The sequence below is a fragment of the Paroceanicella profunda genome (assembly GCF_005887635.2).
GTDB classification, from domain to species: domain Bacteria; phylum Pseudomonadota; class Alphaproteobacteria; order Rhodobacterales; family Rhodobacteraceae; genus Paroceanicella; species Paroceanicella profunda.
In genome coordinates, this window is record NZ_CP040819.1 from 301,775 (window position 1) to 314,325 (window position 12,551).

10 protein-coding genes are annotated in these 12,551 nt (G+C 68.8%); 9 read left to right on the top strand and 1 reads right to left on the bottom strand.

What is annotated here, in order from left to right; genetic code table 11:
• The first annotated feature begins 10 nt into the window (after positions 1 to 10).
• From FDP22_RS19415 to FDP22_RS19430, 4 genes are read left to right on the top strand one after another with little or no spacing between them, the layout of a single operon-like run.
• Positions 11 to 835 carry an ABC transporter permease gene (locus FDP22_RS19415; RefSeq protein ID WP_138573503.1) on the top strand — a complete coding sequence of 275 codons (825 nt, stop codon included), beginning with the start codon at positions 11 to 13 and terminating at the stop codon, positions 833 to 835.
• Positions 835 to 1,614 (top strand): ABC transporter permease, encoded by a 780-nt coding sequence (locus tag FDP22_RS19420; protein ID WP_138573501.1) that lies wholly within the window; start codon positions 835 to 837, stop codon positions 1,612 to 1,614. The genes FDP22_RS19415 and FDP22_RS19420 overlap by 1 nt, the downstream gene beginning before the upstream one ends.
• Complete coding sequence (locus tag FDP22_RS19425; RefSeq protein WP_138573499.1) at positions 1,607 to 2,635, top strand: ABC transporter ATP-binding protein; 1,029 nt, start codon at positions 1,607 to 1,609, stop codon at positions 2,633 to 2,635. The genes FDP22_RS19420 and FDP22_RS19425 overlap by 8 nt, the downstream gene beginning before the upstream one ends.
• An 8-nt stretch (positions 2,636 to 2,643) precedes the next feature.
• Positions 2,644 to 4,422: an adenine deaminase gene (locus tag FDP22_RS19430; RefSeq protein WP_138573497.1), complete on the top strand. Its 1,779-nt coding sequence runs from the start codon at positions 2,644 to 2,646 to the stop codon at positions 4,420 to 4,422.
• Between the two features lie 158 nt (positions 4,423 to 4,580).
• Here the strand turns inward: FDP22_RS19430 and FDP22_RS19435 are convergent, their stop codons facing one another.
• On the bottom strand, positions 4,581 to 5,591 hold the full coding sequence (locus FDP22_RS19435) for a LysR family transcriptional regulator (RefSeq protein ID WP_170317804.1): 1,011 nt from the start codon (positions 5,589 to 5,591) through the stop codon (positions 4,581 to 4,583).
• 248 nt (positions 5,592 to 5,839) lie between these two features.
• Here FDP22_RS19435 and chvE point away from each other — a divergent pair, with 248 nt between their 5' ends.
• The 5 genes from chvE to araD all read left to right on the top strand — a co-directional run bounded on the left by chvE (position 5,840) and on the right by araD (position 12,545).
• The gene (gene chvE, locus FDP22_RS19440; protein ID WP_138573493.1) at positions 5,840 to 6,904 is read left to right on the top strand and encodes a multiple monosaccharide ABC transporter substrate-binding protein; all 1,065 of its coding nucleotides are present in this window, start codon (positions 5,840 to 5,842) and stop codon (positions 6,902 to 6,904) included.
• Positions 6,905 to 7,012: 108 nt separating this feature from the next.
• The gene (mmsA, locus tag FDP22_RS19445; protein ID WP_138573491.1) at positions 7,013 to 8,548 is read left to right on the top strand and encodes a multiple monosaccharide ABC transporter ATP-binding protein; all 1,536 of its coding nucleotides are present in this window, start codon (positions 7,013 to 7,015) and stop codon (positions 8,546 to 8,548) included.
• Complete coding sequence (mmsB, locus tag FDP22_RS19450) at positions 8,545 to 9,741, top strand: multiple monosaccharide ABC transporter permease (protein WP_138573489.1); 1,197 nt, start codon at positions 8,545 to 8,547, stop codon at positions 9,739 to 9,741. The genes mmsA and mmsB overlap by 4 nt, the downstream gene beginning before the upstream one ends.
• Positions 9,742 to 9,761: 20 nt before the next feature.
• Positions 9,762 to 10,772: an AraD1 family protein gene (gene araD1, locus FDP22_RS19455; protein ID WP_138573487.1), complete on the top strand. Its 1,011-nt coding sequence runs from the start codon at positions 9,762 to 9,764 to the stop codon at positions 10,770 to 10,772.
• 30 nt (positions 10,773 to 10,802) lie between these two features.
• Positions 10,803 to 12,545, top strand: coding sequence for an L-arabinonate dehydratase (araD, locus tag FDP22_RS19460; RefSeq protein WP_138573485.1), 1,743 nt, complete (start codon positions 10,803 to 10,805; stop codon positions 12,543 to 12,545).
• Positions 12,546 to 12,551 lie beyond the last annotated feature (6 nt).

Here is a 12,551-nt window from a genome sequence, read left to right on the forward strand (position 1 = left end):
AGGACCCAACATGTTCCAGAACAGGCGCGAAGGGCTCGCGCTGGCGCTGCCGGCGGCGGTTTTCGCCTGCGTGGTGTTCCTCGTGCCGGTGGCGATCCTGCTGTCGGAGGGGTTTCGCGGCGCGGCGGGGTTCTCGCTCACGCCATACGTGGAGTTCTTCTCCTCGGCCCTCAACCGCGCGGTGTTCCTGCGCACGCTCAAGCTCGGCGCGCTGGTGACACTGGTGGCGGCCGTGATCGGCTATGCCGCGGCCTATGCCATCGTGAACCTCTCGCCGGCAAACCGCGGCCGGGTGTTCGGCCTCGTGGTCCTGCCGTTGATGATCTCGCCGGTGGCGCGCACCTACGCCTGGCTGGTCATCCTCGGGCGCACCGGCTTCGTGAACCAGGCGCTCACCCTCGTGGGGCTCACCGACGAGCCCATCCGCTTCCTCTTCACCGAGACGGCGGTGTTCATCGGCCTGCTGCAGCTCTTCCTGCCCCTGATGATCATCTCGCTGATCTCGGCGCTCGAGAACATGCCGCGTGACGCGGTGCCCGCCGCCCGCGTGCTGGGGGCAAGCTGGCTGCAGGTGTTCACCCGGGTGATCCTGCCGCTGACGAAAGAGGGGCTGGTGATCGGCGGCACGCTGGTGTTCACCGGCTCGCTCACCGCCTACATCACGCCCGCCATCCTCGGCGGCTCCAAGGTGCTGATGCTCGAAACCCTGCTCTACCAGCGGGTTACGGTGGCCAATGACTTCGCCTCCGCCGCCGTGATCGCGATGATCCTCATCGTGATGAGCTTTTCCGCCAATCTCCTGCTCAAGCGGCTGGCCCGCGCCCGGGGGCGCTGATGAAACGCAACCTCTCCACGGTCCTCGTGCTGGGCCTCGTGCTCGCCTTCCTCATCGGGCCGTTCCTGATCATCATCGCGGCCTCGCTCTCGGCGGGCAATTCGCTCGCCTTCCCGCCACAGGGGCTGTCGCTGAAATGGGTGGCGAAGGTGTTCACGGTGGAAAGCTTCCGCGAGAGCTTCGCCACCTCGATGTTCCTCGCGGTCTTCGGCACGCTCGCGGCGCTGGCCCTCGGCGTGCCGGCCGCCTACGCGCTCAACCGCTACCGCCTGCCCTTCTCCGAGACGGTGCGCACCGTGGTCTCGGCGCCCATCATCGTGCCGGGCATCATCGTGGGCCTCGCGCTGCTGCGCTACCTCGTGATCCCCGCCGGGGTGCCGGTGATCCTCGCGCTGTTCTGCGCCCACACCGCGCTGGTGCTGCCCTACGCGGTGCGCGTGGTCTCGGCGAGCCTGGGCAACCTGCGCTCGGACATCGAGGAGGCCGCGGTGCTGCTGGGCTGCACCCGCTCCGGCGCCTTCTTCCGGGTGGTGCTGCCCAACATCCGCGGCGGCATCCTCGCCGCCTTCATCCTCGGCTTCGTGACCAGCTTCAACCAGGTGCCGGTGTCGCTGTTCCTCTCCGGCCCGGGCGTGCGCACCCTGCCCATCGACATGCTGGGCTACATGGAAATCAACTACGACCCCTCGGTGGCCGCCCTCTCGGCGCTGCTCGCCTTCATGTCGATCGGCATCGTCTTCATCGCCGAACGCTTCCTGGGATTCTCTCGCTATGTCTGACGATACCTGCCTCGCGCTCGAACGCCTCACCCTCGCTTACGGCGACACGGTTGCGGTGGACGCGCTGGACCTCACCGTGAAGCGCGGCGAGCTGATCGCCCTGCTCGGCCCCTCGGGCTGCGGCAAGACCACCACCATGCGCGCCATCGCCGGCCTGCTCGACCCGCGCTCCGGCACCATCCGGCTGGAGGGCGCCGACATCACCCGCCGCCCGGCCAACAAGCGCGAGATCGGCCTCGTCTTCCAGTCCTACGCGCTGTTCCCGCATCTCTCGGTGTTCGAGAACGTGGCCTTCGGCCTGCGCCTGCGGCGTGAGCCGCGCGCCGCGGTGGAGGCGAAGGTGGCCGAGGGGCTGCGCACCGTGGGGCTTGACCACCTCGCCGCCCGCAAGCCGGCCGAGCTCTCCGGCGGCCAGCAGCAGCGCGTGGCGCTGGCCCGCTCGCTGGTGATGGAGCCCAAGCTGCTGCTGCTCGACGAGCCGCTGTCGAACCTCGATGCCCGCCTGCGGCTGGAGATGCGCGCCGAGCTGCAGCGGGTGCAGAAGGCCTCCGGCATCACGATGATCTTCGTCACCCATGACCAGGGCGAGGCGCTGGCGCTGGCCGACCGTATCGTGGTGATGCGCGGCGGCGCCATCGAGCAGCTCGGCACGCCGGAGGAGATCTGGAACCGCCCAGCCTCCGGCTTCGTGGCCGAGTTCGTCGGCTTCGAGACCGTGCTCGGCCTGCGCGACGGCAAGCTCGACACGCCCGCCGGCCTGATGCCGGTATCCGGCGCGGTGCCGGCGGGCGCCGCGGGCCTCGCCTGGCGGCCGGGGGCGGTCACCCTCGGCGCGGGCCCGTTCGAGGGCGAGGTGCTGGGCGTGTCCTTCGCCGGCGAGACCCGTGAATACCTGCTCGACAGCCCGCTCGGCCGCATCAAGGCCGACGCGCCCGCCGGCCTCGCGATGCACGGCATCGGCGCGAAGGTCGCCTTCGATCTGCCGGCCGCCCGCGCTGCCGTGCTGCCGCGCCTCGGATGAGCCGCGCCATGACCCCGCGCCCCGAGCCTGAGCTGAACACCCCCGCCCTGCGGGCCCGCGCCGTGGCCGCCGCCAGTGGCGACGCGCCCTTCGATGTGCTGATCACCGGCGGTACGCTCATCGACATGGTGACCGGCGAGGCCCGCCCGGCGGATGTGGGGCTCACCGGCCCGCTCATCGCCTCGGTGCACCCGCAGGGCACGCGCAGGGACGCGGCCCGGATGATCGACGCCGCCGGCGCCTTCCTCTCCCCCGGGCTGATCGACACGCACATGCATGTCGAGAGTTCGATGGTCACCCCGGCGGAATATGCCCGCGCCGTGCTGCCGCGCGGCGTCACCACCTGCGTGTGGGACCCGCATGAGTTCGGCAATGTGCACGGGCTCGCGGGCGTGGATTGGGCGCTCGCCGCCGCGTCGGCCACCGACCTGCGCTTCCTCGTGCTCGCCCCCTCCTGCGTGCCCTCCGCCCCGGGGCTGGAGACGTCGGGCGCCGATTTCGACCCGGAGGTGATGCAGGCCCTGCTCGCCCGGCCCGGCATCGCCGGTATCGCCGAGGTGATGGACATGCGCGGCGTGATCGACCAGAGCCCGCGCATGGCGGGCATCGTCGGCGCCGGGCTCGCGGCCGGCAAGCTGGTCTGCGGCCATGCCCGCAGCCTCGCAGGGGCGGACCTGCAGGCTTTCGTCACAGCCGGCATCGGCTCGGACCATGAGCTGGTCTCGGGGCCGGACCTGCTGGAGAAGCTGCGCGCCGGGCTCACCATCGAGCTGCGCGGCTCGCATGACCACCTGCTGCCCGAGTTGGTGGCAGCACTCGCCACCTTGCCCGCCCTGCCGCAGACCGTGACCCTGTGCACCGACGATGTCTTCCCCGACGACCTGCACCGCGCCGGCGGGCTGGATGACGTGGTGCGCCGCCTCACCGCCTACGGCATGCCGGCGGGCCAGGCCCTGCAGGCCGCCACGCTGAACGCGGCGCGGCGGCTGGGCCGGCATGACCTCGGGCTCATCGCCCCGGGCCGGCGCGCCGACATCGTGCTCTTCGAGGATCTGGAGGGCTTCGACACCCGCGCGGTGCTCACGAGCGGCCGCGTGGTGTCGGAGGCGGGCCGCCTCACCGCGCCGCAGGCGGACACGGGTGACGCGCCCCTGCGCGGCTCGGTGCTGGTGCCCGCGCAGGAGGCTTCCGCCTTCACCACCCGGGCCGAGGGCACGCGCATCCGCCTTGCCACCATCGACCGGCCGCGCTTCACCCGCTGGGGCGAGGTGGAGGCGGAGGTGCTGGCCGGCGAGGTGCAGCTGCCCGAAGGCGCCACGCGCCTTGCGGTGATGCACCGGCACGGCCGGGCGCAGGCGCGCATGCGGGTGGGCTATCTCACCGGCTGGGGCGCCTGGCGCGGGGCCTTCTGCACTACCGTGGCGCATGACGGGCACAATCTCACCACCTTCGGCGCCGAGCCCGAGGACATGGCCGCGGCGGCGAATGCGGTGATCGCGGCGGGCGGCGGCATGGCCGTGGCGCGCGGTGGCGCGGTCGTCGCACGGCTGGCGCTGCCGCTCTCCGGCCTCGTGTCCGACCGGCCGCTGGCCGAGGTGGCGGAGGGCTTCGCCGCCCTGCGCGCCGCGATGGACAGGATCGTGGACTGGGCGCCGCCCTACCTGGTGTTCAAGGCCTGTTTCGGCGCCACGCTGGCCTGCAACGCGGGCCCCCACCAGACGGACCTCGGCATTGCCGACGTCGCCCGTGGCACGGTGCTGGCGAGCCCGGTTCTCGGGCCGGCCTGAACCGGATCGGCCGCTCCTCACGCCCGCCGGTGCGCGGGCGGTGAGCCCTGTGGTGTGGGCGCAGGGATGGGGCCGAACCGCCGGGCACCGCCACCTGCCTGCGTCGCGAGCCCTGCCGCGCCGGCCGGGCCCGCGCGGCGTTCCCGCCCGGGCCGCGGTCAGGGGGGGAGCGGTGCGGGCTGCGCGCCTCGGTCGATGAAGCGCCGGCGCACCAGGTCATGGATGATCTGCGAGGCGGGAGACAGGCTCTGCCCCGGCAGGGAGACGATGGAATAGGGCGAGATGGTGATCACCTGCGCCAGCGGCAGCGCCTCCAGCCGGGCGCCGAACTCGGCGCTGGCACCGAAGAAATCCGCCACGGAGCGGGCGACGGGCGTGATCGCGTTGGTCTGCGAGATGGTGATGAGCGTGAGCAGCAGCGAGGAGGTGGAGAGCACCTTTGCCGGCAGCGCCACGGCAAGCTGCTGCAGGCGGTCCTCCACCGTGCGGCGCAGCAGCGTGCCCTCGGGCTGCATCACCCAGTCGTAGCGCACACAATCCTCCAGCCGCACCGGGTTCTGGCGCAGCAGTGGATGGCCGGGGCGCACCACCAGGCTCACCGGTTCCTCGGCCAGGAATTCCGCGCCGTAGCGGCGCAGCTCGCGGGTGGCGGGAATGCGGCCGAGGAAGAAGTCGATCCGGCCGCTGTCGAGGATGCCGCAGAGCTCGTCCGACGTGCCCACCTCCACCGAGATGTCGATGCCCGGATAGTTCACCCGCGCCTGGCGGATGGCGGGCAGCAGGAGCTCGATCGCAGCCCCGGTGACCGCGCCGATGCGCACCCGGCCGGAGAGGCCGGAGCGCAGCTCGGTGATCTCGCGGTCCGCCTCGTCCAGCTCGCGCAGGATGGTGCGGGCGCGCCGGGCAAGGCGCTGGCCGTAGACGGTGAGCTCCACCCCCCGCCCGGTGCGCCGGTAGAGGGTGACGCCGGTCATCTCCTCCATCTCCGCGCAAAGGCGCGAGGCGGCGGGCTGGGACATGGCCAGTGCCGTGGCCGCGGCCGAGATCTGCCCCGTGCTCTCCAGCGCCGCCATCAGGCGGAGGTGCGGCAGGCGCATGCCGCGCCGGACGAGCCTGTCCTCCCGCGCCCGGGGGGCGGAATTCTCGTAATGGTTGAGCCCTTCCGGCATGTGCATCTTCCCCGCGAACTGCCTCCCGCGGGACCATTCCGCCAAGAGGTTATCCACATCTATACCATCATATGCATAACAGGATCACATAATAGAATTTGATTGCTATACGGAGGCCGACATAACGTCCAGCACGGATCCGGAGCGATAACGTTCCGTTAACTGACGGCAAGAACGACGCTTCGAATCCGAAAACGAAGACGCGAGAGACCGGCCTCAGTCGGCTGGTTCGTCACCGGGAGGAAATGATGAGATTCTTCAACACCGCGGTCGGGGCCATTGCGCTTGCCGCCGCCGCCATCGGCGGCCCGTCCTTCGCCCAGGACAAGGGCTATGTCGGCGTTGCCATGCCCACCAAGTCCTCGGCCCGCTGGATCGACGACGGCAACAACATGGTCAAGCAGCTGCAGGAAGCGGGCTACGAGACCGACCTGCAGTACGCAGAAGACGACATCCCGAACCAGCTCGCGCAGATCGAGAACATGATCACCAAGGGTGTGAACGTTCTGGTGATCGCAGCCATCGACGGCACCACCCTCTCCAACGCGCTGGAGAACGCCGCCGCCTCCGACATCCCGGTGATCGCCTATGACCGGCTGATCCGCGATTCCGAGAACGTGGATTACTACGCCACCTTCGACAACTTCCAGGTGGGCGTGCTGCAGGCCCAGTCGCTCGTGGACGCGCTGTTCAAGGACGGGGCCACCGGCCCGTTCAACATCGAGCTTTTCGGCGGCTCGCCGGACGACAACAATGCCTATTTCTTCTACAACGGCGCGATGTCGGTGATCCAGCCGCTCATCGACGAGGGCAAGCTGGTGGTGAAATCCGGCCAGATGGGCATGGACAAGGTCGGCACCCTGCGCTGGGACGGCTCCGTCGCCCAGGCCCGCATGGACAACCTGCTCTCCGCCCATTACACGAACGACCGCGTTGACGCGGTGCTCTCGCCCTATGACGGGCTCTCCATCGGCATCATCTCCTCGCTCAAGGGCGTGGGTTACGGCACCGCCGAGCAGCCGATGCCCTACATCTCCGGACAGGACGCCGAGGTGCAGTCGGTCAAGGCCATCCTGCGCGGCGACCAGTATTCCACCATCTTCAAGGACACCCGTGAACTGGCCCGCGTCACCGTGGGCATGGTCAACGCGCTGCTGAAGGGCGACGAGCCCGAGATCAACGACACCGAGACCTACGACAACGGCATGAAGGTGGTTCCGGCCTACCTGCTCAAGCCGGTCCTGGTGACGAAGGACAACTGGAAAGAGGTCCTGATCGGCAGCGGCTACTACACCGAAGACGAGATCGAATGACACCGCGGCAGGGCGTGCGGACCACCGCGCGCCCTGCCGAACCGGCACGTCCGTGAGCGGCGGGAGCGGTCCCGCCGGACGGCGCAGCCTTGTCCAGCGGGGGCGCGAATGGATACCATTCTGGAAATGCGCAACATCACCAAGACCTTTCCTGGTGTGAAGGCGCTCGACAACGTGAACATGAAGGTCCGCCGCGGCGAGATCCACGCGCTTTGCGGGGAGAACGGCGCCGGCAAGTCCACCCTGATGAAGATCCTCTCCGGGGTCTATCCCCACGGCTCCTACGAGGGTGCGATCTTCTACGAGGGGCAGGAGAAGGCTTTCCGCGGCATCAATGACAGCGAGGACGAGGGCATCGTCATCATCCACCAGGAACTCGCGCTGGTGCCGCAGCTTTCCATCGCCGAGAACATCTTCCTCGGCAACGAATGCGCGAAGAACGGCGTGATCGACTGGTCGGAGACCTACCGACGCACCGCGGAGCTGCTGGCGCGCGTGGGGCTGAAGGACAGCCCGCGCACGAAGATTTCCGACCTTGGCCTGGGCAAGCAACAGCTGGTGGAGATCGCGAAGGCGCTGGCCAAGGACGTGAAGCTGCTCATCCTCGACGAGCCCACCTCCTCGCTCAACGAGAAGGACAGCGCGGCGCTGCTCGAGCTGTTGCTCGACTTCAAGCGCAAGGGCATCTCGGCCATCCTGATCAGCCACAAGCTCAACGAGGTCGGCCATGTGTCGGACTCCATCACCGTGCTGCGCGACGGCCAGTCCGTCAGCACGCGCGAGGTGGTGCCGGGCCAGGTCTCCGAGGACGAGATCATCCGCGAGATGGTCGGCCGCTCGCTCTCCGACCGCTACCCCCCGCGCGATCCGAAGATCGGCGAGGTGCTGATGGAGGTGAAGAACTGGAACGTGCGCGACCCCCAGCATGCCGAGCGCATGGCGGTGGACGACGTGTCCTTCACCGTGCGCGCCGGCGAGGTGGTGGGCATCGCGGGGCTGATGGGCGCCGGGCGCACCGAGCTCGCGATGAGCATCTTCGGCAAGTCCTGGGGCACCGGCATCAGCGGCACGGTGGAGATGCGCGGCCAGCCGGTGGACACCTCCAGCGTGAAGAAGGCCATCGCCGCGGGCATCTGCTACGTGACGGAGGACCGCAAGTCCCTCGGCCTGGTGCTGGACGATTCCATCCGCCACAACACCACGCTGGCGAACCTGGAGGGCGTGTCCGAGCGCGGCGTCATCGATAACGCGCGCGAGGTCTCGGTGGCCGAGGACTACCGCAGGCGGCTGAACGTGAAATCCTCGGGCATCGCCCAGGCCACGAAGAACCTCTCGGGCGGCAACCAGCAGAAGGTGGTGCTGGGCAAGTGGCTGTTCGCCGACCCGCAGATCCTGATCCTCGACGAGCCCACCCGCGGCATCGACGTGGGCGCCAAGTACGAAATCTACACCATCATCCGCGACCTCGCCGCCTCGGGCCGGGGGATCCTCGTGATCTCCTCGGAAATGCCCGAACTGCTGGGCATCTGTGACCGCGTCTACGTGATGAACGAAGGGCGGTTCCTGGGCCAGATGCAGGCGGCCGAGGCCAGCCAGGAGAAAATCATGAGCATGATCATCCGTGCCGACGGGAGGGCCGCATGAGCGACGAAACCATCCAGCAGGGCGGGGCCGCGGGCGGCTCGTCCTTCGGCTTCATCCGCAACCACATGCGCGAGTACGGCATTCTCGTCGCCCTCGTGGTCATCATGGCGCTGTTCCAGGTGCTCACCGGCGGCATCCTGCTGCGCCCGGTGAACCTCACCAACCTGCTGCTGCAGAACTCCTACATCGTCATCATGGCGGTGGGGATGATGCTGGTCATCGTCTCGGGCAACATCGACCTCTCGGTGGGCTCGGTGCTGGGCTTCGTCGGCGCGCTCTGCGCGGTGATGACCGTGCAATGGGGCGTGAACTGGTTCCTCGCCTCCATCGCCTGCCTCATCGTGGGCGGCGTGATCGGGGCGGCGCAGGGCTACTGGGTGGCCTACTGGAAGATCCCCTCCTTCATCGTCACGCTCGCGGGCATGCTGGTGTTCAAGGGCCTGTCGCTCTGGCTGCTCGACGGCGCCTCGGTGGGCCCGTTCCCGGCGAGCTTCGGCAAGATCGCCTCGGGCTTCATTCCCGACGTCGTGTCGATGAAGGGCTTCTCCGTGCTCTCGCTCATCCTCGGCGTGGCGACCACGGCCATCATGCTCTACCTCTCCTTCCGCGCGCGCGCCCGCGCCGAGCGCGGCGGCGCGGCAGACGAGCCCTTCGCCTTCTTCATCGGCAAGAACCTGGTGATCGCGGCGGCCCTGCTCTACATGACCTGGACGCTGGCGGATTTCCGCGGCTTCCCGAACGTGCTCATCATCATGGCGCTGTTGATCGCGGTCTATTCCTTCGTGACCACCCGCACCGTGACCGGCCGGCGCATCTACGCGCTCGGCGGCAACGAGGGCGCCACCCGCCTCTCCGGCGTGGACACCAAGCGCCTCACCTTCCTCACCTTCGTGAACATGGGGGTGCTCACCGCCCTCGCCGGCCTCGTCTTCGCCGCGCGGCTGAACACCGCGACGCCGAAATCCGGCCTCGGCTTCGAGCTGGACGTGATCGCGGCCTGCTTCATCGGCGGCGCGTCGATGTCGGGCGGCGTTGGCACCGTGGTCGGCGCCGTGGTCGGGGCCTTCATCATGGGGGTCATGAACAACGGCATGTCCATTCTGGGCATCGGCATCGACTACCAGCAGGTGATCAAGGGCCTGGTGCTGCTCGCCGCCGTCATCTTCGACGTCTACAACAAGAACAAGGCCTGAGGGCCGGAGGAATCACGAACATGCTCATTTCCCAGATCAAGGACCCGTCCGGCACGCTGCGCGTCGTGGTGCGCAACGGCACAGAGGCCTACATCGTGCGGGATGCGGCTTCGGTCTACGAGATCGCCCGGCACTGCATCTCCACCGGCTCGAAGATGATCGAGCAGATCAACGCCCTCGGCTTCGGCGAGGCCGTGGACCTGGAGCGCGCCTATGAGGAGGGCCGCGTGATGCTGCCCATCACGCATCCGGACGCCACGCACATGCACATCACCGGCACCGGGCTCACCCATCTCGGCTCCGCCTCCACCCGCTCGGCCATGCACGAGAAGGACAAGGCCGCCACCGAGGAGGAGGTGCTGACGGACTCGATGAAGATGTTCCGCATGGGGCTGGAGGCCGGCCGGCCGAAGCCGGGCGAGGTGGGCGTGCAGCCCGAATGGTTCTACAAGGGCAACGGCCATGCCGCCGTGGCCCCGGGCGCGCCCCTCGTCTCGCCCGCCTTCGCGGAGGACGGCGGCGAGGAGCCGGAGATCGCCGGCATCTACGTGAACGGGCCGGACGGCACCCCCTACCGGCTGGGCTTCGCGCTGGCCAACGAGTTCTCCGACCACGTGACCGAGCGGCAGAACTACCTGTTCCTCGCCCATTCCAAGCTGCGCCCCTGCTCCTTCGGCCCCGAGATGCTGCTGGGCGAGCCGCCGGCCGACATCTCCGGCACCTCGCGCATCCTGCGCGACGGCAAGGCCTATTGGGAGAAGCCGTTCCTCTCCGGCGAGAAGAACATGTCCCACACCATCGCGAACCTGGAGCATCACCACTTCAAGTACGGCATCTTCCGCGCCCCGGGCGACGTGCACGTGCACATGTTCGGCACCGCCACGCTCTCCTTCGCGGACAAGATCTCCGTGGCGCCGGGCGACGTGTTCGAGATGGAGGCCGGCGCCTTCGGCCTGCCCCTGCGCAACCCGCTGGCCGTGGCCGCCCCCGTGCCCGCCTCGGGCGGCGCCTATGCCGTCGCCACCCTCTGACCCTTCTCACTCCGACTGGACACCAGACCGATGACCTTCACACCCGCCGCCTGGCCCCGCCGCCTCCGTTCGCAGGAATGGTATGGCGGTGACAGCCGGGACAACATCTACCACCGCTCCTGGATGAAGAACCAGGGCCTGCCGGCCGACCTGTTCGACGGCCGCCCCGTGATCGGCATCTGCAACACCTGGTCCGAGCTCACCCCCTGCAACGCCCATCTGCGCGACCTGGCGCAGAAGGTGAAGAACGGCATCTACGAGGCCGGCGGCCTGCCGGTGGAGTTCCCGGTGTTCTCGCCGGGCGAAAGCTCGCTGCGCCCCACGGCGATGATGTACCGCAACCTTTGCGCCATGGACGTGGAGGAGGCGCTGCGCGCCAACCCGGTGGACGGCGTGGTGCTGATGGTGGGCTGCGACAAGTCCACGCCCGCGCTGCTGATGGGCGCGGCCTCGGCCGATATCCCGGCCATCGTGGTCACCGGCGGGCCGATGCTCAACGGCTGGTTCCGCGGAGAGCGGGTGGGCTCGGGCACCGCGCTATGGCAGATGTCCGAGGCGATCAAGGCGGGCGAGATGACCCGCGACGATTTCCTCGAGGCCGAGATCGCGATGTCGCGCAGCCCGGGCTCGTGCAACACCATGGGCACGGCCTCGTCGATGGCGAGCATGGCCGAGGCGCTCGGCATGGCGCTCTCGGGCAATGCCGCCATCCCGGCGGTGGACGCGCGCCGCCGCGTGATGTCCCAGCTCACCGGCAGGCGCATCGTGCAGATGGTCAAGGACGACCTGAAACCCTCTGACATCCTTACGAAAGAAGCGTTCGAGAACGCCATCCGCACCAATGGCGCCATCGGCGGCTCCACCAATGCGGTGGTGCATCTGCTCGCCATCGCGGGCCGCGTGGGCATCGACCTCAGCCTCGATGACTGGGACGCGCAGGGCCGCAACATCCCCACCATCGTGAACCTGATGCCCTCGGGCGAATACCTGATGGAGGAGTTCTTCTATGCCGGCGGCCTGCCGGTGGTGCTGAAGGCCCTGCTCGACAGCGGCCGCCTGCATGGCGGGGCGCTCACCGTCTCGGGCAGGACCATGGCCGAGGAAGTCTCGGAGGTGAAGAACTGGAACGAGGATGTCATCCGCCCGCTCGACCGCCCGCTCACCGAGCATGGCGGCATCGCGGTGCTGCGGGGCAACCTCGCGCCGCTGGGCGCGGTGCTCAAGCCCTCGGCGGCCTCGCCGGAGCTGATGAAGCATCGCGGCCGGGCGGTGGTGTTCGAGGATATCGACGACTACAAGGCCAAGATCAACGACGAGAGCCTTGATATCGACGAGACCTGCATCATGGTCATGAAGAACTGCGGGCCCCGCGGCTACCCCGGCATGGCCGAGGTGGGCAACATGGGCCTGCCGCCGAAGGTGCTGCGCAAGGGGATCAAGGACATGATCCGCATCTCGGACGCGCGCATGTCCGGCACCGCCTATGGCACCGTGGTGCTGCACGTGGCGCCGGAGGCCGCTGCCGGCGGCCCGCTCGCCATCGTGCAGAACGGCGACATGATCGAGATCGACGTGGAGGCCCGCCGCCTGCACCTCGACGTGCCGCAAGAGGAGATCGACGCGCGACTGGCCGCCTGGGCCTCGCCGATCCGGACCCCGAAGGGCGGCTATGCGCAGCTCTTCCACGACCATGTCCTGGGCGCGGACAAGGGAGCCGATTTCGACTTCCTGATCGGCTGCCGGGGACATGAGGTCCCGCGCGACTCGCACTGAGGAGAC